The sequence below is a fragment of the Kribbella sp. DT2 genome, assembly GCF_049844575.1.
Lineage (GTDB): Bacteria > Actinomycetota > Actinomycetes > Propionibacteriales > Kribbellaceae > Kribbella.
The window spans coordinates 622,320-644,080 of the sequence record NZ_JBNCLH010000004.1 but is presented as its reverse complement, the minus strand read 5'-3'; the positions used below and the strand labels follow the sequence as shown (position 1 = coordinate 644,080).

General features: G+C 69.8%; 19 protein-coding genes. 14 read left to right on the top strand and 5 right to left on the bottom strand.

Going from position 1 to position 21,761, the window contains the following annotated elements; translation table 11 throughout:
- The first annotated feature begins 46 nt into the window (after positions 1-46).
- The 5 genes from ACLQ2O_RS21055 to ACLQ2O_RS21035 are packed head-to-tail and all read left to right on the top strand — an operon-like array spanning position 47 to position 7,140.
- Positions 47-1,354: an SWIM zinc finger family protein gene (locus ACLQ2O_RS21055; protein ID WP_425833883.1), complete on the top strand. Its 1,308-nt coding sequence runs from the start codon at positions 47-49 to the stop codon at positions 1,352-1,354.
- A 17-nt stretch (positions 1,355-1,371) separates the two neighbouring features.
- A complete protein-coding gene (locus ACLQ2O_RS21050) occupies positions 1,372-2,742 on the top strand; it encodes a DUF5691 domain-containing protein (RefSeq protein WP_425833881.1) in 1,371 nt (456 codons plus the stop codon).
- Positions 2,739-3,821, top strand: coding sequence for an ATP-binding protein (locus ACLQ2O_RS21045; protein ID WP_425833879.1), 1,083 nt, complete (start codon positions 2,739-2,741; stop codon positions 3,819-3,821). The genes ACLQ2O_RS21050 and ACLQ2O_RS21045 overlap by 4 nt, the downstream gene beginning before the upstream one ends.
- Positions 3,821-5,989 carry a DUF5682 family protein gene (locus ACLQ2O_RS21040; protein ID WP_425833877.1) on the top strand — a complete coding sequence of 723 codons (2,169 nt, stop codon included), beginning with the start codon at positions 3,821-3,823 and terminating at the stop codon, positions 5,987-5,989. The genes ACLQ2O_RS21045 and ACLQ2O_RS21040 overlap by 1 nt, the downstream gene beginning before the upstream one ends.
- Positions 5,989-7,140 carry a VWA domain-containing protein gene (locus tag ACLQ2O_RS21035; protein WP_425833875.1) on the top strand — a complete coding sequence of 384 codons (1,152 nt, stop codon included), beginning with the start codon at positions 5,989-5,991 and terminating at the stop codon, positions 7,138-7,140. The genes ACLQ2O_RS21040 and ACLQ2O_RS21035 overlap by 1 nt, the downstream gene beginning before the upstream one ends.
- 542 nt (positions 7,141-7,682) lie before the next feature.
- Here the strand turns inward: ACLQ2O_RS21035 and ACLQ2O_RS21030 are convergent.
- Both ACLQ2O_RS21030 and ACLQ2O_RS21025 read right to left on the bottom strand, forming a co-directional pair.
- Positions 7,683-8,024, bottom strand: a complete 342-nt coding sequence (locus ACLQ2O_RS21030) for a YciI family protein (protein WP_425833873.1) — start codon at positions 8,022-8,024, stop codon at positions 7,683-7,685.
- 9 nt (positions 8,025-8,033) lie between these two features.
- Positions 8,034-8,999, bottom strand: coding sequence for an aldo/keto reductase (locus tag ACLQ2O_RS21025; protein WP_425833871.1), 966 nt, complete (start codon positions 8,997-8,999; stop codon positions 8,034-8,036).
- Between the two features lie 290 nt (positions 9,000-9,289).
- Between ACLQ2O_RS21025 and ACLQ2O_RS21020 the strand changes: the two genes are divergently transcribed.
- Positions 9,290-9,871, top strand: coding sequence for a TIGR03086 family metal-binding protein (locus tag ACLQ2O_RS21020; RefSeq protein ID WP_425833869.1), 582 nt, complete (start codon positions 9,290-9,292; stop codon positions 9,869-9,871).
- Here ACLQ2O_RS21020 and ACLQ2O_RS21015 read toward each other — a convergent pair.
- Both ACLQ2O_RS21015 and ACLQ2O_RS21010 read right to left on the bottom strand, forming a co-directional pair.
- The gene (locus ACLQ2O_RS21015) at positions 9,840-11,048 is read right to left on the bottom strand and encodes a hypothetical protein (protein ID WP_425834017.1); all 1,209 of its coding nucleotides are present in this window, start codon (positions 11,046-11,048) and stop codon (positions 9,840-9,842) included. The two genes, ACLQ2O_RS21020 and ACLQ2O_RS21015, sit on opposite strands and share 32 nt — an antisense overlap.
- The gene (locus ACLQ2O_RS21010; protein WP_425833867.1) at positions 11,032-12,075 is read right to left on the bottom strand and encodes a glycosyltransferase family 2 protein; all 1,044 of its coding nucleotides are present in this window, start codon (positions 12,073-12,075) and stop codon (positions 11,032-11,034) included. The genes ACLQ2O_RS21015 and ACLQ2O_RS21010 overlap by 17 nt, the downstream gene beginning before the upstream one ends.
- A 70-nt stretch (positions 12,076-12,145) precedes the next feature.
- Here ACLQ2O_RS21010 and ACLQ2O_RS21005 point away from each other — a divergent pair, with 70 nt between their 5' ends.
- From ACLQ2O_RS21005 to ACLQ2O_RS20995, 3 genes are read left to right on the top strand one after another with little or no spacing between them, the layout of a single operon-like run.
- Positions 12,146-12,709 carry a TetR/AcrR family transcriptional regulator gene (locus tag ACLQ2O_RS21005; protein WP_425833865.1) on the top strand — a complete coding sequence of 188 codons (564 nt, stop codon included), beginning with the start codon at positions 12,146-12,148 and terminating at the stop codon, positions 12,707-12,709.
- Positions 12,706-13,134: a hypothetical protein gene (locus ACLQ2O_RS21000; protein ID WP_425833863.1), complete on the top strand. Its 429-nt coding sequence runs from the start codon at positions 12,706-12,708 to the stop codon at positions 13,132-13,134. The genes ACLQ2O_RS21005 and ACLQ2O_RS21000 overlap by 4 nt, the downstream gene beginning before the upstream one ends.
- A gap of 34 nt (positions 13,135-13,168) precedes the next feature.
- Entirely contained in the window at positions 13,169-14,029 is an 861-nt protein-coding gene (locus ACLQ2O_RS20995; RefSeq protein ID WP_425833861.1) for an LLM class F420-dependent oxidoreductase, read from the top strand.
- Here ACLQ2O_RS20995 and ACLQ2O_RS20990 read toward each other — a convergent pair.
- Positions 14,026-15,033: a LacI family DNA-binding transcriptional regulator gene (locus tag ACLQ2O_RS20990; RefSeq protein ID WP_425833859.1), complete on the bottom strand. Its 1,008-nt coding sequence runs from the start codon at positions 15,031-15,033 to the stop codon at positions 14,026-14,028. The two genes, ACLQ2O_RS20995 and ACLQ2O_RS20990, sit on opposite strands and share 4 nt — an antisense overlap.
- 130 nt (positions 15,034-15,163) lie before the next feature.
- Here ACLQ2O_RS20990 and ACLQ2O_RS20985 point away from each other — a divergent pair, with 130 nt between their 5' ends.
- From ACLQ2O_RS20985 to ACLQ2O_RS20965, 5 genes are read left to right on the top strand one after another with little or no spacing between them, the layout of a single operon-like run.
- Positions 15,164-16,462 carry an ABC transporter substrate-binding protein gene (locus ACLQ2O_RS20985; protein WP_425833856.1) on the top strand — a complete coding sequence of 433 codons (1,299 nt, stop codon included), beginning with the start codon at positions 15,164-15,166 and terminating at the stop codon, positions 16,460-16,462.
- A gap of 30 nt (positions 16,463-16,492) precedes the next feature.
- On the top strand, positions 16,493-17,422 hold the full coding sequence (locus ACLQ2O_RS20980; protein WP_425833854.1) for a carbohydrate ABC transporter permease: 930 nt from the start codon (positions 16,493-16,495) through the stop codon (positions 17,420-17,422).
- On the top strand, positions 17,419-18,234 hold the full coding sequence (locus tag ACLQ2O_RS20975; RefSeq protein WP_425833852.1) for a carbohydrate ABC transporter permease: 816 nt from the start codon (positions 17,419-17,421) through the stop codon (positions 18,232-18,234). Before ACLQ2O_RS20980 ends, ACLQ2O_RS20975 begins: the two co-directional genes overlap by 4 nt.
- Complete coding sequence (locus ACLQ2O_RS20970) at positions 18,231-19,697, top strand: hypothetical protein (RefSeq protein ID WP_425833850.1); 1,467 nt, start codon at positions 18,231-18,233, stop codon at positions 19,695-19,697. Before ACLQ2O_RS20975 ends, ACLQ2O_RS20970 begins: the two co-directional genes overlap by 4 nt.
- The gene (locus ACLQ2O_RS20965) at positions 19,694-21,751 is read left to right on the top strand and encodes an alpha-amylase family protein (RefSeq protein WP_425833848.1); all 2,058 of its coding nucleotides are present in this window, start codon (positions 19,694-19,696) and stop codon (positions 21,749-21,751) included. The genes ACLQ2O_RS20970 and ACLQ2O_RS20965 overlap by 4 nt, the downstream gene beginning before the upstream one ends.
- Positions 21,752-21,761: the final 10 nt, after the last annotated feature.

Sequence of the window (21,761 nt, the reverse complement as noted above, 5' to 3'; positions counted from 1 at the left end):
GGATGGCATGCTCTCGTCTGTCGGGTAGGTGAGAGCGGGGAGCGTCGTGGGGCCTTGGGATGTGGAGCAGGTGCTCGCGCTGGCGCCTGATCCTGCCTCCGCCAAGGCCGGGCAGGCGCAGGCCCGCGTGGCCAAGTGGTCCGACGCGGGCAGCTCCGAGGGCGCGCTGTGGGGGTTCTGCCAGGGCAGCGGCAAGTCGCCGTACCAGACGTCGGTCGATCTGAGCGGTCCGGCGTTCAAGTGCAGCTGCCCGAGCCGGAAGTTCCCGTGCAAGCACTCGCTGGGGCTGATGCTGCTCTGGGCGGCTGGTGCACTGTCCGCGGCGGAGGAGCCTGAGTGGGTCGACACGTGGCTGGCCGAGCGGAGCAGTCGGGCGGAGAAGGCGGCTGAACGCGCCGAGAAGAAGCCGGGTGAGGTCGCCGACCCGCTGGCGGCTCAGGTGCGGGCGTCGCGTCGGGCTGACCGGGTGTCTGCGGGGATGGCCGAGCTGGAGAGCTGGCTGGACGATCAGGTACGGCGGGGGCTCAGCGGGTTCGAGCAGCGCGGCTACGAGGAGCTGACCCGGCTGGCTGCTCGCATGGTCGACGCGCAGGCTCCCGGCGTAGCCGGCGCCGTACGGCGTGCTGCCGGCGTGGTGGGGCGTGGGCACGGGTGGCCGGGGGAGCTGCTGGAGGAGCTGGCGCTGATCCACCTGACGGTGTCGGCGCACGGCCGCATGGCTGAGCTGCCGCCCTCCATGGCGGACACGGTGCAGACGCGGATCGGCTGGACCGTCGAGACGGCGCGCGTGCAGGCCGAGGGCGAGAAGGTCGAGGACGACTGGCTCGTCCTCGGGCGTGTGGTCGAACCGGACGACCGTCTGACGGTCCGGCGGCTTTGGTTGCGCGGGGCAACGAGTGGACGGTTGGCATTGATCCTGGCGTTCGCGCCGGCGGGACGACGGTTGGATCCGCTGCCTGCGCGTCCTGGGGAGGTCGTCCCTGCTGTCCTCTCGTTCTACCCAGGTGCACTTCCGCTGCGTGCATTGCTGACTCAAACCGCGCCACGCCTCCCAGGCACCAGGCCGTCGGGCCTGTCCACCCGCCAGGCTCTCGCCGCGTACGTGGAGTCCCTGACCGCCGACCCGTGGAACGAACGCTGGCCGCTGGTCCTCCAGGACGTTCGCCCGGCCCGCAACGGCACGGCGTGGGCTCTCGTGGACGACGAAGGCGCGCTGGAAGTCCTGCCGAGCTTCGACCCTTGGAAGCTCTTGGCGGTGTCTGCAGGCGCTCCGATCACCGTTTCCGGGGAATGGAACCGCGCAGGATTTCGGCCGATGACAGTGTGGGACGGCGAGAGAGCGGTGATCCTGTGAGGGGCTGGGACGGCCTGGTGTCCTCGGCCTTGCTCGGGACCGATCGGCGGCCTCCGGTGTTCGAGGAGTTGCCTCCGGCTGTGCAGGAGCAGCTGACGGAAGAGGCCGGGCTGCTGGATGCTGCCGCGTTGGCGACGCTCTACAAGCGGGCGGGACGCCTTCCCCTGCAGGGAATTGAGCCGTTGCCGGAGGCCACCGGGGACGACCGGCCGTTGCCTCGGTCGAACGCGATCCGCCGGTTGGCGGCGATGATGACGGGGTTTCAGTCGGCGGCGCTCGGTGAGTGGTTGCGGGTTGCCGAGGCGAAGGGCTGGGGGATCCCGCCCGAGCACCTGCCCGCGTTGGCGGACTACGCGAAAGGGCGGGCGGAGTACCGGCCGCTGGTGGTCGCCGCCGCGGGGAGGCGGGCGGCTTGGCTGGCGGACCTGAACCCGGAGTGGCGGTTCCTGCACGAGGCGGTCAGCGACGATCCGGAGCTGTGGACGCATGGGAACTCACTGCAGCGCCGGGCGTGGTTCAGGAGACTGAGGGAGAGCGACCCAGCGGCCGCGCTGGAGGCGCTGCGCGAGGTGTGGCCGACGGAGACAGCAGGCACGCGGCTGGAGTTCCTCGGGGCGCTCAAGGCCAAGGTGAGCAAGGCGGACGAGGAGTTCCTGGAGCAGGCTCTCGACGACAGGTCGAAGGAAGTCAGGAGACTGGCGGCCGAGCTGCTGGCACGGATCGAAGGTTCGCAGTACGGCGTACGGATGACCGAGCGCGTAGCGACGTACCTGATGGAGTCCCAGGGCGTGCTGGCGGTGACCCTGCCCGAGCGCGTCACCAAAGCCATGGAGCGCGACGGCATCGACCCGCAGGCGCATCCCGGTCTGGGCCGCCGAGCCGGCTGGCTCAAGCAGCTCGTCGCCGCAGCCCCTCTGCCGTCGCCAGAGACCAACCAGCTACCAGTCGAAGGCGTAGCACCCGAAGTCCTCCAAGCAGCTTGGGCCGAAGCAGCGGTCCGCGAGCACAACGCCGACTGGGCCCGCGCCCTCCTACTCAGCAACGCAGCGACCGACGGCCGCACGAGCGAGCTGCTGCGCGTGCTCCCGGAAGACGAGCTGCCAAGAGCCGTCGACCACCTGCGGACCACCATCGACCTGTCCGAGCTCGTCGGCGGCCTACCCGTGCCCTGGCCCGCGCCCCTCGCGGTGCTGGTCCTGGACCTGCTCGCCAAAGCCGGCACGCACCGCAGCTGGGCCCGCCTGGCGAGCACCGCGGCACGCGCCGTACCGCCTGACGTCCTGAACCACCCGATCACCCGCGAGCCGACCGGCGAGGAAGACACCTGGCGCCTGCGGCTCGTCGAGACCCTGATTTTCCGTCGTGAGATGTACGAGGAGCTGTCATGAGCACCACAGCAGTGATGCGGCCGCACGCCGAGGACGAGTACGCCGGTGAGCTGGCCGCGCTGATCGCGACGGACGACCGGATCCGCCCGCCGGCCTGGCGGATGTCGCCCGCGGCGGTGGTCACCTACCTGCTCGGCGGGCAGGCCGGCGACACCGAGATCACGCCCAAGTACGTCGGCCCGCGCCGCTTGATCGAGGTCGCCGTCGCCACGCTCGCGACGGACCGGGCGCTGCTGCTGCTCGGCGTACCGGGTACGGCGAAGACATGGGTCAGCGAGCACCTGGCCGCGGCGATCTGCGGTGACTCGACGCTGCTCGTCCAGGGCACGGCCGGTACGGCGGAGGAGGCGATCCGCTACGGCTGGAACTACGCGCAGCTGATCGCGCAGGGCCCGAGCGAGGCCGCGCTGGTCCCGAGCCCGGTGCAGCGCGCGATGGCCGAGGCGAAGATCGCCCGGATCGAGGAGCTGACCCGGATGCCGTCCGACGTGCAGGACGCGCTGATCACGATCCTGTCGGAGAAGTCGCTGCCGATCCCGGAGCTGGCCGGTGAGGTCCAGGCCCGCAAGGGGTTCAACGTGATCGCCACCGCGAACGACCGGGACAAGGGCGTCAACGAGCTGTCGAGCGCGTTGCGGCGCCGGTTCAACACCGTCGTGCTGCCGTTGCCGGACTCCGCCGACGACGAGGTCGAGATCGTCTCCCGCCGGGTCGCGCAGCTCGGCGCCTCGCTCGAGCTGCCGCCGCAGGACAGTGCGCTGGAGGAGATCCGCCGCGTCGTCACGGTCTTCCGCGAGCTGCGGTCGGGCCGCACCGAGGACGGCCGGACCGCGGTCAAATCGCCGTCCGGCACACTGTCCACCGCCGAGGCGATCAGCGTTGTCACCGGCGGCCTGGCGCTGGCCGCCCACTTCGGCGACGGCGTCCTGCGCTCGTACGACGTCGCCGGCGGCATCCTCGGTGCTGTCGTGAAGGACCCGTCGGCCGACCGGGTGGTCTGGTCGGAGTACCTGGAGACCGTCGTCCGCGAGCGCGACGGCTGGTCGGACTTCTACCGGGCGTGCCGGGACCTGAGCTGATGTCTGTGCACCTGTTCGGCATCAGGCACCACGGACCAGGATCGGCCCGTGCGCTGGTGGCTGCCCTGGCGGAGCTGCAGCCGGACATCGTGCTGATCGAGGGACCGCCCGAGGCCGACAAGGTGGTCGAGCTGGCCGCGGACCCGGAGATGGTGCCGCCGGTGGCGCTCCTGGCGTACGCCGTCGACGACTCGACGCGGGCGGCGTTCTGGCCGTTCGCGGTGTTCAGCCCGGAGTGGCAGGCGATCCGGTTCGCGCTGGCGGGCGGCGTACCGGTGCGGTTCTGCGATCTCCCGGCCGCGCTGATGTTCGGGTCGTCCGAGCGCGAGCGCGGTACGTCGATCGACCCCCTCGCGACGCTGGCCGCGGCCGGTGGGTACGACGATCCCGAGCGCTGGTGGGACGACGTGATCGAGCACCGGCGCGACGGTGCCGAACCGTTCACGGTGATCGCGGAGGCGATGGGTGAGCTGCGACGCGACGAGCAGGCGACCGGCCGGGAGGCGCAGCGTGAGGCGTACATGCGTCAGACGGTGCGGAAGGCGATCAAGGAGGGCTTCGAGCGGATCGCGGTGGTCTGCGGCGCCTGGCACGTCCCGGCGCTGACCTTGCCGTTGCCCCCGGCAACCCATGACGCGCGGATCCTCAAAGGGATGGCCAAGCGCAAGGTCGCCTGCACCTGGGTGCCGTGGACGCACAGCCGGCTGGCCAACGCGAGCGGGTACGGCGCCGGCGTGACCTCGCCGGGCTGGTACCACCACCTGTTCACCGCGCCGGATCAGATCACGACCCGCTGGCTGACCAAGGTCGCGCGGGTACTGCGTGACGAGGACCTGCCGGTGTCGAGCGCGCACGTGATCGAGGCGGTGCGGCTCGCGGAAACCCTTGCCGCGTTGAGGGAACGGCCGCTCGCCGGGCTGAGCGAGATGACCGAGGCGACGCGCGCCGTACTGTGTGGCGGGAACGACGTACTGCTGGACCTGGTGACGCGGGAAGCCGTCGTCGGCGAGCTGCTCGGGACGGTGCCGGGCGATACACCGCAGGCGCCGGTGGCGGCGGATCTGGCGGCGCAGGCTCGGCGGCTGCGGCTCAAGCGTGACCCGGCCGAGCGCGTGATCGATCTCGATCTGCGCAAGGACAACGACCGGGAGAAGTCGCACCTCCTGCACCGGTTGAGGATTCTCGGGATCTCCTGGGGGTTGCCGACCTCGGACGACCGGCGTGCGCAGGGCACGTTCCGGGAGATGTGGAAGCTGGCGTGGGACCCGGGGCTCGAGGTCGATCTCGTCGCGGCGGGAGCGCACGGTACGACGGTGGCCGGGGCGGCGACGACGGTCATGCTCACGGCTGCTTCGGAATCGTCCACGCTGGCCGAGGTGACATCGGCGCTGGAACGCTCGTTGCTGGCGGACCTGGCCGAGGCATTGCCCGCGTTGCTGACGGGAGTCGACACGCGCGCGGCGAAGGATGCGGATGTCGGGCACCTGATGGCCGCGCTGCCGGCGTTGGCCAGGTCCGCGCGCTACGGCGACGTACGGGGAAGTGACACGGCCGGGCTGGGCGCTGTCGCCGAGCGGATGGTGGCTCGGGTGTGCGCTGGGCTCGGGCGGACGGTGCACGGGCTGGACCCGGAGGCGGCGGCGTCCGTGCTCGAGCGGATCGACGGTGTGCAGGATGCGACGGCGTTGCTGTCGGAGGAGTCGCGGGAGCTCTGGCTGCGGACGCTGGAGAACCTGAGCGACCGGGCGTCGGTGCCGCCGTTGATCGGTGGGCGGTTGACGCGGCTGATGCTCGACACGTCGCGGGTGGAGTCGGGCGAGGTCGCGCTGCGGTTGGGCCGGGCGTTGTCGCCGGGGACACCGACCGGTGAGGCGGCCGGGTACGTCGAGGGGTTCCTGGCCGGTGGCGGGTTGCTGCTCGTGCACGACGAGCGGCTGCTGGCGCTGGTCGACGGGTGGCTGGCGGGGATTCCGGACGAGGCGTTCCTGGAGGTTCTGCCCTTGCTGCGCAGGACGTTCGGGACCTTCGCGAAGCCGGAGCGGCGGTCGATCGGCGAACGGGCGCAGGCGCTCGGCGGCGCCGTGCAGGTTGTTGCCGTTGACGACGATCTCGACGCCGAACTGGCCGCTTCGGTGCTGCCGACGGTCGCGCGACTGCTGGGGGTCTGATGGACGACGAACGCTTGCGCCGCTGGCGGATGGTGCTCGGCAGCGAGGCGGATCCGGAGACCGGGACGTCGTTGTCGAAGGCGGACCAGTCCGTCGACGCCGCACTGGCCGCCCTGTACGACGCCGAGCGGGGCGAGCCGGGGACCAATCGGTCGGCCGGGCTCGGGTCGTCGGCGCCGAGAGTGGCGCGATGGTTGGGCGATATTCGTGGGTACTTCCCCAGTTCTGTCGTGCAGGTGATGCAGCGCGACGCCGTCGAGCGGCTCGGCATCACCCGGATGCTGATGGAACCCGAGCTGCTGAACGCGGTCGAGCCCGACGTCCACCTGGTCAGCACGCTGCTCGCGCTGAACGAGGTGATGCCCGAGGAGACCAAGCAGACCGCGCGCGAGGTCGTCGGCCGGGTGGTCGCGGACCTGGAGAAGCGGCTCGCCGAACGGACCCGGGCGGCCGTCACCGGCGCACTCGACCGGGCCGGGCGGACGGCGCGGCCGCGGCACTCCGACATCGACTGGGACCGGACGATCCGGCTCAACCTCAAGCACTTCTCGCCGGCGCTCGGCACGATCGTCCCGGACCGGCTGGTCGGGTACGCCCGGCGCAACCACAGCGTCCAGCGCGACATCGTGCTCGCGATCGACCAGTCCGGCTCGATGGCCGAGTCGGTTGTCTACGCGAGCGTGTTCGGCGCCGTCCTGGGGTCGTTGCGGTCGCTCCGGACCAGCCTGATCGTCTTCGACACGGCGGTCGTCGACCTGACCGACCAGCTGGAGGACCCGGTCGACGTGCTGTTCGGCACGCAGCTCGGTGGCGGCACGGACATCAACCGGGCGCTCGCCTACTGCGAGACGCTCATCGCCCGCCCGGCGGAGACCGTGGTCGTGCTGATCAGCGACCTGTACGAGGGCGGAAACCGGGAGGAGCTGCTGCGGCGGGCGCGGTCGCTGGTCGAGTCCGGCGTACAGGTCGTCGCTCTGCTGGCTCTGGCCGACTCCGGCGCTCCGTCGTACGACGCCGACAACGCCGCCGCGTTCGCGGACCTCGGGATCCCGGCCTTCGCCTGCACCCCTGATCTGTTCCCGGACCTGATGGCCGCCGCGATCCGGCGCGACGACCTCGGCCAGTGGGCGGCCACCAACGTGGCCGAGTGATATGGCAACTATTACTGACTATCAAGGATGATTGCCGTCGAACTGACCCGGTTCGGGGCCGCCCGCCGCGAGGACCTGCCGGTACCGCCCGACAGGATATGTCCACGCCACGGCGCTCCCGTCCTGCCTCCCGAGCGCAGCCGCCCCGCCGGAACCGGCCGACGCACGCACACCTCCTGTCGTTCGGTACCCCCGGGGCGGCCGCGCTCGGCCCCGAGCCGCAGCCACTCCGCGCTTTGAGCACCGCTCAGTCACCTCTCGCCCGCGGAAACGGCTGGTGGGTGCACAAAGTGTTTGCTACTCGGGCCTTCGGTTCGCGCGACCAGCTCGCGGCGCAGGCCCGCGCGCGGAGCAGCTCGTACGCCGCCTCCGCTTTGTGCACGGTTCGGTCGGCAATCGCCGGTGGAAACGGCTGGCCGGTGCTCAAAGTGGTCGCTGGGGTGACGCCTCGAAAGGTGCGCACTACCCGCCGGGGCCGTAGCCGGAGGCAGGCGGTAGTAGCCGGAGGCGGGCGGGTGGTGGGCTGGCCTGCTCGGGGGTGGTCACTCGGCGATCTGGAGGATGTCGATCTCGGTGCCGGGATCGGCCTCGGCGAAGCGGAGGGCCCACTGGACGGCCTCCTCCTTGGAGGCGACCCGGATGATCGACAGGCCGGCGACGAGCTCCTTGGTCTCGGTGAAGGGGCCGTCGAGCACGCGCGGCGGCCCGTCCGGGAACCTGACGCGGGCGCCGTGCTTGCTCGGCAGCAGGCCCTCGGCGGTGAGCAGGATGCCCGCCTGGCGCATCTCCTCGAGCACCGCGTCAGCGCGGGCCATCACCTCCGGGTCCGGGGCCTGCCCGGCCTCCAGCGCGGGGTTGGTCTTGTGCATCAGCGCGAATCGCATGGCACCTCCTCAGGCCGACCGTAGCGGGATCAGGCCCGCTTGTTCCAGGGCACGCCAGTACGCCGGGGGGATCGTGTGGTCGAGGTACGCGGCGACCTCGGTGATCTCCGTGGGCGTGCGGGCGCCGACGACGACCGTCGGGATCGCGGGGTGCATGAGGGGGAACTGGAGGGCAGCGGCCGGCAGGTGTACGCCGTACCGGTCGCTGATCGTGCGGAGCTGGTCGAGCCGGGCGGCGGCCTCGGGGGTGAGCGGTGGGTAGCCGACGGACGAGCGTGCCGCGGCGAGCGGGCCGCCCTGGAAGACGCCGGCGCCGATGATCGAGACGCCGAGCTGGTGCGCGAGCGGGAGCAGCTCGTCGGCGGCCGTGTGGTCGAGAAGGCTGTAGCGGCCGGCCAGGAGGACGCAGTCGGGGGTCGTCGACGCTTCGCGGAGGAAGCGGGCGGCGACGTCGGCGTGGTTGATGCCGAGCGAGAGCGCGCGGATCGCGCCGCGGTCGCGCAGCTCGACGAGCGCCTGGAGCGCCGCGGTCGAGGCGGTGGCGAAGTCGAGCTCCGGGTCGTGGATGTGCAGGACGTCGATCCGGTCGATCCCCATCCGCTCCAGGCTCTCCTCGAACGAGCGCATCACCGCGCCGTACGAGTAGTCCAGCCGTGGGCCGACCCCGATCGGCGGCTCGGCCCAGATCGGCTGCAGGTCCTGCCCGCCCGGCTCGATCAACCGCCCGACCTTCGTGCACAACACGTACTCGTCCCGAGGTCGCCCCCGCAGCGCCGTCCCCGCCCGCTGCTCGGACAGCCCGTACCCGTACACCGGCGCCGTGTCGAAGAGCCGAACCCCCAGCTCCCAGGCCCGGTCGATCGTCGCCACCGCCTGGTCCTCAGGCACCACCGCGAACATCCCCGCCAACGAGGCAAGCCCCAGCCCCAGCTCGCTGACCCGCAACCCACTCCGCCCCAACTCCACCGAACGCATGCCGAGACCTTACGAACCTCCACCGACATAGACCGGGGACCTTGAACACCAAATCGGGTCCTTAGACATGGCATGGCGTGTCCGGGGTCCCCGGTTGGTGTTCAAGGTCCCCGTGAGTGGGCGTTCGTGCTGGCCGGGCTGCGACCTGGAAGCAGGTGAGGGCAGAGGAGGCCTGGCTGCGGTGGCAGCTGTTCATGTTCGGGGTGAGGCGACGTGCGTCGTACGTGGGGGGCCGCGCCGAGGCTGGGCAAACGGTTCTGTTTCGGGCTTTCGGGTGGTTAGGTGGCCCGATGGGAGAAATCGGGGACCGGTACCGGCGGCGGGCTGCGGCTTTCGAGAGGAAGGTGGCGGCGGTGGCGCCGGGGGACTGGGACAACCAGTCGCCGTGCGTGAAGTGGTCGGCGCGGGACGTGGTCGACCATGTCGTTGCCATGCACGGGTACATGCTCGGGCCGGTGGGGCGGTCGTTCGGGGCGGGGGACGACCCGTTGAAGACCTTCCAGCAGGCGCGGGTCGCGGTCGAGGAAGTGCTCGACAACCCCGAGCTCGCCGCGCAGGAGGTTGACACGCCGACCGGCCGGATGACGGCCGAGGCGCAGATCGATCAGGTGGTGAGTGACGACCTGGTGCTGCACGGCTGGGACCTCGCCCGCGCGACCGGGCAGGACGAGGCGATGCACCCGGAGGACGTCGAGCGGCTCTGGCGCAGCACGACGTCGATCCCGGCCGAGATGATGACGCTCTACCGCACGCCCGGTGCCTTCGGTCCCGACGTCGAGGTGTTCGGCCCGGAGGTCGAGGTCCCGGCGGACGCGCCGCTCCAGGACCGACTGCTCGGGTTCATCGGGAGGGATCCTTCAGTACGGCGCTGAGCTGGTCGGCCGCGTAGTACACCGAACTGTCCGCGCACAGCGGCGCATCGTCCAGCCGCCCCGCCAGCGTCCCGGCATCCGGCGCCAGCAACGCGTCCCCGAGATCCACGACGGGCTGCAGGTACTCGTGACCCGGCAGCTCGGCCACGGCGGTCCTGCACCCGAGCGCCATCCCCTCGAACAGCGCCGTCGTCGACACACCCACCTGGTACGCCGCCGCCCGCTGCAGCTCGACCGTCGACTCCGCCGATCCCGCCGACAGCCGCACCCGCGACCCGCCCGGCACCGCGTAGTCCGTCACGTGCTCGCTCGGGTGCAGCCGGAACACCACGTCCAGCTCCGGCCGCGCCGCCGAGAACTCGACCGCGAAGTCCAGCAGCGCCGGCCCGATCGTCCCCTGCGACAGGAACAGCACCTGGTCGCCGATCTTCAGCGACGCGTCGGCGGCCGGCAGGAACGGCGCCCCGATCACCGCGGTCGACATCCCCGCGGGGAGCTCGGCGACGGTCTCCCAGTACGAGCCGAAGCACCACAGCTCGTCCGGCTGGTCTGCGACCACCGGGCTGCCCGGGTAGCTGTAGCCGAGGTGGTACGGGCTGATCGCGCCGTGCTGCAGCTCGATCACCGGTACGCCGAGGTCGCGGGCCGCGCCGGTGATGTGCTGGTGGAAGTACGACACCACGGAGTACACGGTCTTGATCCGGTGGCGCCGCAGCAGCGCGCGGTAGAGCGTGCGCAGCCGCAGGTGCTTCGGGATCTCCCGCGCGACCAGCGCGCCGATCGGGACCTTGACGCCGGTCAGCGCCTCGAGCGCGTTCGTGATCGTCGTGCTGCGCGCGTCGACCGACCGGCTGCGGACCGCGCCCGCGGCCGAGGTGAAGAAGTCCAGGTTGCGGCTGCCCGCCAGCGGTGTCCCGTTGATCCCGGAGTCCAGGACCAGCGCCGACGAGCCGAGCTCGGTGCGCAGCTTGTCGGTATAGATCTCGATCCCGGCCGGCTTGCGCGGGTGCGGCACCACCAGGGCGTCGTACGCGCCGCTGGCCAGGAACGGGTTCTTCCCGACGACTCCGGCGACGTGCTTGCCGACGAGTCGGGCCTTGTCCGAGCGCGTACGGCGTACCGGGTGTGGCTCGCCGTGGATCCCGCCGCGCTTGGTCAGCTCATGGAAGACGCGCATCCGGATGATCGGCCACGGGTGGGCGCCCTGGATCCGCCAGCTCAGCAGATCCAGCTCCCTCTCCAGCTGCCAGATCGCGTGGCACAGCGTCGCCACCGTCGGTGTGGTGCCGTTCCCTGTACTCGTCATGGTTGATCCCTACTATGCCCGCGAGGCTGCCGATGCCCGAGAAGAACCGGCGAACGGCCTTCAGCAGATAGGTCTTGCGTACCAGCACCAGACCGGCCAGCCCGTAGGCGAAGGCCGACCCGATCCGCGCCAGAGCATAGGCCAGCGCCTTGACGGTGCTGGCCACCCCCGGCCGGATCAGGACCCGGGAGATGCTGTCGCCGCTGCCGGACCGGAACGCGCGCCGGACCAGCCAGCGCAGCGTCGTCCGGGACGCGGGCACGTCCTCGGTGATCCGGGCCTCCTCGCACCACACGATCCGGAACCCGGCCTGGTGCACGCGCAGGAAGAAGTGCAGGTCGCTCGACCCGGTGAACCGGAACGCCGGGTGGAAGGCCGGCGTGACCTGGTGGTACACCTTCCGCGCGACCAGCGTGTTGTTCGTGTAGGCCTTGTTCAGCACGTCACCGGTCTTGTGCTTGCCGGTCGAGTCGTGCACGTCGCTGTACCGGTTCCAGGCCGGGGCGTCCGGCGGCAGGATGCCCTGGATCGGGCCGGTCACCACGTCCGCGCCGGTGCTCTCCCAGGCGCCGAGCAGCGTCGCCAGCCAGCCCGCGGGGGCGACCTCGTCGTCGTCGACGAAGATCAGCGCGTCGTCGTCCCAGCACAGCCGCACCGACTTCTCCCGCGCGAACGGGATCCCCGGCTCCGGCTCGATCGCCGACTCGACCTGGTACGGGCCGGTTGACGCGGCAATCACTTCCGCGGCCGAGCCGGCCGCGTCGTTGTCGACCACGACGATCCGTACGGCGTAGTCGCTCCCGTCAGGCAGTTCCTGGGCCTGCAGGCTGTCCAGCAGGTCCTTCAGCAGCTCGGGTCGCCGGAACGTGATCACGGCGATCGCCACGGAGGTGCTCATGGCGACCGAGACTATCGGTCGCCGTACGGGGACACCATTCGAAGCTGTACCCCTGGGTACAGTTGCAGAGGTGGAGACAGTCGAACGGTTGATCCGGAGCACGCAGCAGCTGCTCTGGGAGCGGGGCTACGTCGGGACCAGCCCGAAGGCGATCCAGGCCGCGGCCGACGCCGGGCAGGGCAGCATGTACCACCACTTCACCGGCAAGGCGGAGCTGGCCAGGACGGCGATCGAGCGGTCCGCGACCGAGCTCACCGCGGCCGCCGAGCAGCAGCTGTCCGGACCCGGTACGGCGCTCGAGCGCATCACGCGGTACCTGGAACGCGACCGGGAGGTCCTCAAGGGCTGCCGGATCGGCCGCCTCACCGCCGACCCGGACGTGATCGCCGACCCCGCGCTGCGCGCGCCGGTCGAGGCCACCTTTCGGCGGATCCGCGAACGCCTCGCCGAAATCCTTGCCGAGGGCAAGCAAGCCGGTGAGTTCCCGCCGGGCCTGGACCCGGTCGCGACGGCGGCGACCGTCGCCGCCGTGCTCCAGGGCGGTTACGTGCTCGCCCGCGCCGCCGCCGACGACGCGCCTTTCGAGCAGGCCGTGCAGGGGATGGTCGGCCTGCTGCGGGGACTGCGCGGATGACCCCGACCTTCCCGGGCCGCGTGGTTCGCGGCCTCGCGATCCGCACCGGCCGTCCGTCCAACTGCGCGCCCGACTCCACCAACTTCACGCTCGACTTCGAGCCCCTGGACCGACCCGGCTACGAGTTCGTGGCCGATCTGGACTACGGCTTCGACGACTACTACCAGGAACTGCACGCCGAGTACGCCCCCGCGATCAGCCTGGGGGTCCAGCTCAACCTCTCCGGCGCGCCCAAGCCGGCGGGCTTCGGACCGCTGGAGCTCACCGGCACGGGCGACCGCCTCGACGAGCGTGCGGACGGACCGTTGATCGCGGTCCGCGTCGTGCTCGCCAAGGTGCGCTACCACGGTGTCGACTCGGCGCCCGGCCCGCACTCGGCCGCGGCCTGGGAGGTCACCCAGCGACTGCGTGAGCAGCTCGGATGACAGGAAATCCTCAACTACTGCAGGGAGTTACCGGATGAAGATCGGTGCCGTCTTCCCCCAGCTCGAGATCGGCAGTGACCCGGCGGTGGTCCGGTCCTGGGCCGAGACCGTCGAGCGGGCCCGGTACACGCACGCCCTGGCCTACGACCACGTGCTCGGCGCGGACCCGACGAACCGCCCGGGCTGGTCGGGGTACACCGACAAGTCCTTGTTCCACGAGGTTTTCGTGCTCTTCGGCTACCTGGCCGCGGTCACCACCGAGCTGGAGCTCGTCACCGGCGTCGTGATCCTGCCGCAGCGCCAGACCGCGCTGGTCGCGAAGCAGGCCGCCGAGGTCGACGTCCTCAGCGGCGGCCGGCTCCGGCTCGGCGTCGGCATCGGCTGGAACCAGGTCGAGTACGACGCGCTCGGCGTCCCGTTCAAGCAGCGCGGCGCCAAGCTCGAGGAGCAGGTCGACCTGCTGCGCAGGCTCTGGGCCGAGCCGGTCATCTCGTACGACGGCAAGTACCACCAGGTCGTCGAGGCTGGGCTCAACCCGTTGCCCAAGCGTCGGATCCCGGTGTGGTTCGGCGGTACGGCGGAGGCCGTGCTGCGTCGTACCGGCAAGATCGGTGACGGCTGGATGCCGCAGAGCGACCCCGACGACGCGGCGCGTGCCGCCGTCGAGCGCGTCCGCCAGTACGCCGTGGAGGCCGGCCGCGATCCGGCCGAGATCGGCTTCGAGGCACGCCTCACCCTCGGCCGCACCCCCAAGACCGAGTGGGCCGCGTTCGCCCAGGCCTGGCGGGAGATCGGCGCAACCCACCTGAGCGTGAACACGATGGGCATGGACCTGAAGGCACCGGAGGACCACGCAAAAGTCCTGCAGGACGTGCTGCCTCAGTTGCAGAACTAAGAAGGCGTGTTCGCAGTCGAACCTCTCACCACCAGTGGGCACGGCAGGGTGATGATCTCGGTTGGGCGGTCCGGTTCGACGATGCGGCGGCGGAGGAGGTCCACGCCGGACTCGACGATGGCGTGGACCGGCTGCTCGACCGACGTCAGGTCGAACGACTCCCAGGCCGCCAGGTCGGTGTTGTCGTACCCGACCACCCACACGTCGTCGGGAACGCGTACGCCGAGCGCCCGGGCGCCGTCCAGGATGCCGAAGGCGAGCAGGTCGGTCATCGTGTAGATCGCGGTCGGCGGCTTCTTCTGCGTGAGCAGCTTCTGCGCCGCGGCGTGGCCGTCGGCGTGCGGGACCCCGACCGTGACGATGTTGCGCGCCTTGATCTTCACGCCGGCCTCGTCGAGCGCGGCCCGGAAGCCGAGCTCGCGGTCGCGGGACGTGTTCCCGGTGTGCTCCAGCCGGACCAGCCCGATCTCGCAGTGGCCGGCCTCGGCGAGGTACTTGCCGGCGTCGTACGCGCCCTGCCAGTTGTCGCCGACGACCTGGTCGCAGTTCAGGCCGTCGATGCCGCGGTGCAGCAGCACGGTCGGCGTACCGGACCCGACGGCCATCGCGGGCAGTGTCGAGTCGTACGTCGCCGAGGTCAGCAGGAACCCGTCGACCAGGCGCTGCTGCAGCACCTTGCTGACCGACTCCTCGGGGTCGTGCTCGATGTTCCACAGGATCATGTGCAGCCCGACCGAGCTGAGCACGCGGCCGATCTCGTCGAGCAGCTCGGCGTGGAACGGGCTGGTCACCCGGGTCATGAACACCCCGATGGTGTCGGTCCGCCCGGTCTTCATCGCGCGGGCCAGCGCGTTCGGCGTGTAGTTGGCCTCCTTGAGCACCTGCAGCACGCGCGCCCGGGTCTCCGGGTTCACCTTCGGGTTGTTGGTCAGCACCCGCGACACGGTCGCCTGCGACACCCCGGCCAGACGCGCCAGATCCCTGCTCGTCGGTGGTCGACTCACCGCGGCCTCCCCTCGTGGTCGGACCCGAACCCTACTGAAGAGTGTGGCCGTTCGCCGTTGACCTCGGATCCCGAGCTGTGTATACGTATTCATTGTATACGTATTCATCCTTCGTGGATGGGAGATTCCGGTGCAGACAATCCCCTCCAACCTCAGCCGCCGCAGGTTCCTGGCGGGGCTGGGCGGACTAGCGGCCGGCGGTGTGCTCGCCGGGTGCGGTGGCGGTGGCAACGAGGCGGGCGGTGGCGGCAAGGGCCTCACCTTCCTCAACTGGCAGCAGGTCAAGGGAACGCCGCTGGAGCAGGCGATCCAGGCCCACGAGAAGGCCGCGGGGGTGACCGTCACGGTCCAGCCCGCGGTCACCCAGGAGTACGACACCAAGATGCGCACGCTGCTGGCCGGTGGAGCACCGCCGGACGTGATGCGGATCAACGACGACTTCGTCCGCGGCTTCTCCGAGCAGGGCGCGCTGCTGGACCTGCGCCCGTACATCGAGAAGGACGGGCTCGACACCGCGCAGTTCGCCAAGGAGGTGTACGAGTTCCCGAAGCAGACCGACGGCTCGCACACCGCCTGGGTGGTCGGCTACGAGCCCCGGCTGATCTTCTACAACGTCGATCTGTTCAAGCAGGCCGGCGTACCGCTGCCACCGACGACGTGGAGCGCCGAGGGCTGGCACTGGGACGACTTCGTCGACCGGGCCAAGAAGCTCACCGTTCCAGGGCAGCGGTACGGCGGGCTGATCTACCTGGACACCGGGTACGAGCAGACGTTCACCGTCAACCACGGCAGCGAGACCGGGATCTTCTCCACCGACGGGAGTAAGTTCACGCTCTCGGGCGACCAGGAGATCGAGGCCCTGCAGTGGGCCACCGACCTGACCTGCAAGGACAAGGTGCAGCCGCCGTGGTCGGCGCTGCAGCAGGACAACGCCGAGACCCAGATGTTCGCGCAGGGCAAACTGGCGATGCTCTACGCGACCTTCGGCACGGTGCCGTACCTGCGCAGCACGATCAAGGACTTCACCTGGGACGTCGCGCCGCCGCCGGCCGACCTGGAGCAGAAGACCGAGTCGAGCGTGATCGTCTTCTGCATCCCCAAGACGGCCAAGAACCCCGACCAGGCCTGGGCGCTGCTGAAGTACCTGGCCAGCGAGGAAGGCGGCCGGATCCTGCTGGAGGGCGGTTCGTTCACGCCGATCAACAACAAGGCCGCGGCCGGCCTGGCGCCCAAGGGCAAGATGCCCGAGCACATCGGCCTGTTCGGTGAGGCGTCCAAGCACCTCACCGCGACCAACCAGACCAAGAACACGCTCGGCGCCCGGGAGCTGTACCGGCCCGCGCTCGACCAGGCCTACAACTGCGAGAAATCGGTCGCCGACGTGCTCAAGCAGGTCACTCCCCAGGTGGAGACCGCGTTGAAGGGCTGACCCCGACCAGGCTCGAAAGGCTGATTGCCTATGGCAACCTTATTGCCGACCCGGGACCGCCCCGTCGCGGTCGCGGGCGCACGCCGGGAACGCCGCCGGCAGAACCTCGTCGGCTGGCTGTTCATCAGTCCGATCGTGGTCGGGGTGGTGGTGTTCCAGTTCTTCCCGATCCTGGTCTCGATGGGAGCGTCGCTGACCAGCTGGAACGGCATCTCGGCGCCGAAGTTCGTCGGGCTGCAGAACTTCAAGGACCTGTTCGGCAACGACCCGTTGTTCGTGCAGACGTTCAAGAACACGATCTACTTCACGCTGGCCAGCATCCCGCTGACCATCGGGGTCGGGCTGATCCTGGCCCTGCTCTGCTCACGGCCGATCAAGGGCGTGGCGTTCTTCCGGACGGCGTACTTCGCGCCGTACGTGACGAACGTGGTCGCGATCGGGTTCGTCTGGTTCTGGTTCTTCCAGCCCGACAACGGGGTGATCAACGGGATGCTCGGCCAGGTCGGGATCTCCGGCCCGCAGTGGTTGTCGAGCTCGAGCTGGGCGATGCCGGCGGTGATCCTGGTGAGCGTCTGGCAGGGCATCGGCTACCCGATGATCATCCTGCTGGCCGGCCTGCAGGGCCTGCCCGAGGAGTACTTCGAGTCGGCCCGGATCGACGGCGCCGGGGCCTGGGCGCGGCTGCGCTACATCACGCTGCCGCTGCTCACGCCGCACTTCCTGTTCCTGCTGATCACCCAGTTCATCACGTCGTTCCAGGTCTTCGGACTGATCTACGTGATGACCAAGGGCGGGCCGGGACACTCCACCAGCGTCTACATCTTCAACATCTACCAGAACGCGTTCGGCTTCGGGAAGGTCGGTTACGCCTCGGCGATGGCCTGGATCCTGTTCGCGGTGATCGCCGCCGTCACGTTCCTGCAGTGGCGGCTGCAGAAGAGGTGGGTGTTCTACACATGAGAATCGCCACCAAGACCTCGCAGTACGTCGTGATGACGCTGTTCGCGGCAGCCTTCCTGGCGCCGCTGGTGTGGATGGTCAGTGCCTCGCTGCGGCCGGAGGCGCAGGTGCTGTCGGTCCCGCCGCAGTTCCTGCCCAAGGACGCGCAGTGGGACAACTACCGGCAGATCTTCGAGCTGATCCCGGTGTTCCTGTGGAACAGCGTGAAGCTGGCCGGGCTGAACGTGATCGGCATCCTGATCGTCGCGTCGATGGCGGGTTACGCCTTCGCCCGCTTGAGGTTCGCCGGGCGGGACTTCGCGTTCATCGTGCTGCTGGCCACCTCGATCATCCCCGGCATCGCCTACCTGATCCCGCAGTACATCGTGTTCCGGCACATCGGGTGGGTGGACACCCAGTACCCGCTGTGGGTGCCGAAGGTGCTCACGCCGGTCTTCGCGACCTTCCTGATGCGGCAGTCCTTCCTGACCGTGCCGAAGGAACTGGAGGACGCCGGCAAGATCGACGGTGCCTCCACGTTCGGCATCTACTGGCGGATCATGCTGCCGCAGACCAAACCGGCCCTGGCCGCGATCGGGGTGTTCACCTTCCTCGAGTCGTGGAACGACCTGTTCGGGCCGTTGATCTACATCAACTCCGAGAACCTGCAGACCCTGCCGGTGGCGCTGGCCCAGTTCCAGGGCGAGTACTTCACCCAGATCAGTCTGCTGATGTGCGGTGCGACGGTCTCCGTCGTACCGGTGATCGCCGTCTTCCTTTTCGCGCAGCGCTATTTCATCCAAGGCATCACGATGACAGGAATGAAGGGGTGAGCGACGTGCCGGACCGGCTCGTAGCCATGCAGATCGGAGCGGTTTCGTTCGTCGACGAAGGCGTCGACCAGACACTGGACATCCTGGCCGACCGGGGCGCGGTGAACGCGCTCTTCCTGGCCACGCCGACCTGGACCCGGGGCACCGGCGGTCGGCAGATCCCGGGGCACCCGATCCCGGACCACGGTGGCCAGGAGTACGACCTGGGGTGGGTCGGTGGCAACTACGCGACCACGCACCCGCAGTACTACGGCAACACCGTGCTCGGCTCCGCCGGGCAGGCGCCCGAGCATCCTGACCTCGACCTGCTCGGCGAGGTGATCCCGAAGGCGCGCGAGCGCGGCATGAAGTCGTTCGCCTGGATGGAGGAGAGCGGCGGTGCCAAGCAGCTGCGCACCTACGCGAACTTCGTCAAGGTGCTCGAGGTCGACGCGTGGGGACGGCCCGGTCGCCGGCCGTGCTTCAACAACCCGGACTACCGCAACTGGCACCTGAGTTTCGTCGAGGACTACCTGCAGAGCTACCAGCTCGATGGTCTCGCGTGGTGCTCGGAGCGGCCCGGCCCGTTGAACATGCTGATGCAGGGCACGGTCGACGTGGCCGAGGTCGGCTGCTTCTGCCCGCACTGCCGTCAGTTCGGGCGCGACCGCGGGATCGACGTCGACCGGGCGATGCGCGGGTACCGCGAGCTGGTCGAGTGGAACCACCGGGTCGGCGCCGGTGAGCGGCCGGCCGACGGCGCGTTCGTCGCGTTCTGGCGAATCCTGCTGAACTTCCCCGAGGTGCTGGCCTGGCAGACACTGTGGACGGAGAGCCAGCGGCAGCTGTACCGCGACATCTACGGGGTCGCCAAGGCGCTCTCGCCCGCCGTACAGGTTGGGTGGCACGTCTACCACAACATCTCGTTCAGCCCGTTCTACCGGGCGGACCAGGACTACGCCGAGATGGCGAAGTTCTCCGACTTCATCAAGGTGGTGATCTACAACAACTGCGCCGGGCCCCGGTTCTTCACCTGGGTGAAGAGCATCTGCGGTGCGCTGTTCGCCGACGCGGAGCCGGAGGACGTGTACCCGTTGATGATGAAACTGCTGCAGCTCGACGAGGGCTCGTACGGCAAGCTGCCGCAGACCGGCTTCACCGCGGACTACGTCCGGCGCGAGACCGAGCGGGCCGTGGCCGGCGTCGGTGGGCAGAGCGCGATCTACCCCGGCATCGACATCGACATCCCGGTCGGGGTCGCCAAGCAGCGCGGGCTGGAGTCGCCGCGTGACCTCGGGACCAAGATCAACTGGGACGACAACGAGGGCGACCTGACCGCGTGCACGCGGGACGGCGTGCGCGACGCCGTACTGGCCGCGTTCGAAGGCGGTGCCGAAGGGGTCGTGCTGAGCCGGAAGTACTCGGAGATGGTGCTGGACAACCTGTCCGGCTCCGGCGACGCGCTGAAGAGCCTGGCCGGATGACCGGCGCACCCTGGTACCGGCGCACGCTGCGCTGGGCCCAGACCAACCTGACCGAGAAGGACCCGGCCCGGTACGACGCGGACTGGTGGCGCGGCCAGTGGCGCCGGACCAGGGTGCAGGGTGTCATCGTCAACGCGGGCGGCATCGTCGCCTACTACCCGAGCAAGTACCCGCTGCACCATCGCGCGGAGTTCCTCGGCGACCGCGACCTGTACGGCGAGATCGTGGCCGCGGCACGCGAGGAAGGGCTGACCGTACTGGCCCGGATGGACTCCAACCGGGCGCATCAGCCGTTGTACGACGCGCATCCGGACTGGTTCGCTGTGGATGCGTCGGGGGAGCCTTATCGGGCGGGGGAGCTGTACGTCGCGTGCGTGACCGGGCCCTACTACAAGGACTTCCTGACCGGGGTGCTCGAGGAGATCATCGAGCGGACCGCGCCGGACGGGATCACGGACAACAGCTGGAGCGGGCTCGACCGGGACAGCATCTGCTACTGCGCGAACTGTGCTGCCTCCTTCAAGGACCTGGTCGGGTTGGAGTTGCCTGCTGCGGTGGACTGGGCGGATCCGGCGTACCGGCGGTGGATCCGCTGGAGCTACGACCGGCGGCTGGCGGTGTGGGACCTGAACAACGAGGTGACCCGGCGCGTCGGCGGCCCGGACTGCCTGTGGATCGGGATGAACGGGGGTGAGGTCGTTGCCCAGAGCAAACGGCTGCGGGACGACGTCGCGCTCTGCTCGCGGGCGCCGATCTTCCTGCTCGACGCGCAGTGGCGCAAGGACGAGTCGGGGTTCCAGGCCAACGCCGACACCGGCAAGCGGCTGCACGGGATGCTCGGGTGGGACGCGCTGATCCCGGAGAGTACCGCCATGTACGACGCGGGCACGCCGACGTTCCGGCTCGGGAGCAAGCCGGCGCCGGAGGCCCGGATGTGGGCGGTCGAGGGGTTCGCCGGCGGGATCCAGCCGTGGTGGCACCACATCGGGTCGGTGCACGAGGACCGGCGGCAGTACGCGACGGCGGAGTCGCTGTTCGGGTGGCACGCCGCTTCGGAGCGGTACTTGGTGGACCGGGAGCCGGTCGCGACCGTCGGGTTGCTGTGGAGTCAGCGCAGTGTGGACTTCCACGGCAAGGACGATCCGGAGACGGTGAGTCAGTTGCCGTACCGCGGGTGGGTGGACGCGTTGGTGCGGGCGCGCATTCCGTACCTGCCGACTGCTGAGATCGACTCGTCGTTTGCTTGTCTCATCGTCCCCAACGTCGGTGTGCTGACTGACTCGCAGTGCGCTGAGCTGCGTTCGTACGTCGAGAGCGGCGGTCGGTTGATCGTGACCGGCGAATCGAGCCTGTACGACGAGTGGGGCGACCGGCGCGAGGACTTCGCGCTGGGGGAGCTGCTCGGCGTACGGCACAGCGGGGAGCGGCAGGTCGGCGGGTCGTCGGGGAGCTGGGAGACGTACGACAGCCACAGCTACCTGCGGATCGAGGACCGATCTGTGGCCGACGGGTTCGACGGGACCGATCTGCTGCCGTTCGGTGGTGCGCTGGAAGTGGTGCAGGGCGCGGCGGCGCTGACGCTGGTGCCGCCGTTCCCGATCTACCCGCCGGAGAAGTCGTGGATGGCGGAGCCGCGGACCGACGTACCGGCGCTGGTGCTCGGTGAGCGGACGGCGTACCTGGCGGCTGATCTGGACCGGTTGTACGCGCGCTACCACCACCCGGACCACGGCCGGCTGCTCGCGAACCTCGTACGGCGTTTTGCCGGTGAACTGCCGTTGCGTGTCGAAGGGGCCGGAGTGCTCGACTGCCAGGTCTACCGGCAGGGCGAGCGGACCATCGTGCACCTGGTCAACCTCGATCAGGGCGGCGCGTGGCGGGGTCGGCTGGAGGAGTTCACGCCGAGCGGGCCGTTCACGGTGTCGGTCCGGGCGAGCGGGAGCCGGGCTTCGCTGCTGGTCGGTGGCGGGGAGGTCGCGGTGACGCCGGCGGACGGCTGGATTACGGTCGAGGTGGAACGCATCACGGATCACGAAGTCTTGGTCGTCGAGTAGAGGAGCTGGT

Coding starts and splice junctions, on each gene's coding strand:
- ACLQ2O_RS21000 (WP_425833863.1), top strand. CDS start 12,706: ATGACCCCGACCTTCCCGGGCCGCGTGGTTCGCGGCCTCGCGATCCGC.
- ACLQ2O_RS21040 (WP_425833877.1), top strand. CDS start 3,821: ATGTCTGTGCACCTGTTCGGCATCAGGCACCACGGACCAGGATCGGCC.
- ACLQ2O_RS21030 (WP_425833873.1), bottom strand. CDS start 8,024: ATGCGATTCGCGCTGATGCACAAGACCAACCCCGCGCTGGAGGCCGGG.
- ACLQ2O_RS21035 (WP_425833875.1), top strand. CDS start 5,989: ATGGACGACGAACGCTTGCGCCGCTGGCGGATGGTGCTCGGCAGCGAG.
- ACLQ2O_RS20995 (WP_425833861.1), top strand. CDS start 13,169: ATGAAGATCGGTGCCGTCTTCCCCCAGCTCGAGATCGGCAGTGACCCG.
- ACLQ2O_RS21020 (WP_425833869.1), top strand. CDS start 9,290: ATGGGAGAAATCGGGGACCGGTACCGGCGGCGGGCTGCGGCTTTCGAG.
- ACLQ2O_RS20980 (WP_425833854.1), top strand. CDS start 16,493: ATGGCAACCTTATTGCCGACCCGGGACCGCCCCGTCGCGGTCGCGGGC.
- ACLQ2O_RS21045 (WP_425833879.1), top strand. CDS start 2,739: ATGAGCACCACAGCAGTGATGCGGCCGCACGCCGAGGACGAGTACGCC.
- ACLQ2O_RS21015 (WP_425834017.1), bottom strand. CDS start 11,048: ATGCGCGTCTTCCATGAGCTGACCAAGCGCGGCGGGATCCACGGCGAG.
- ACLQ2O_RS20975 (WP_425833852.1), top strand. CDS start 17,419: ATGAGAATCGCCACCAAGACCTCGCAGTACGTCGTGATGACGCTGTTC.
- ACLQ2O_RS21025 (WP_425833871.1), bottom strand. CDS start 8,999: ATGCGTTCGGTGGAGTTGGGGCGGAGTGGGTTGCGGGTCAGCGAGCTG.
- ACLQ2O_RS21010 (WP_425833867.1), bottom strand. CDS start 12,075: ATGAGCACCTCCGTGGCGATCGCCGTGATCACGTTCCGGCGACCCGAG.
- ACLQ2O_RS20965 (WP_425833848.1), top strand. CDS start 19,694: ATGACCGGCGCACCCTGGTACCGGCGCACGCTGCGCTGGGCCCAGACC.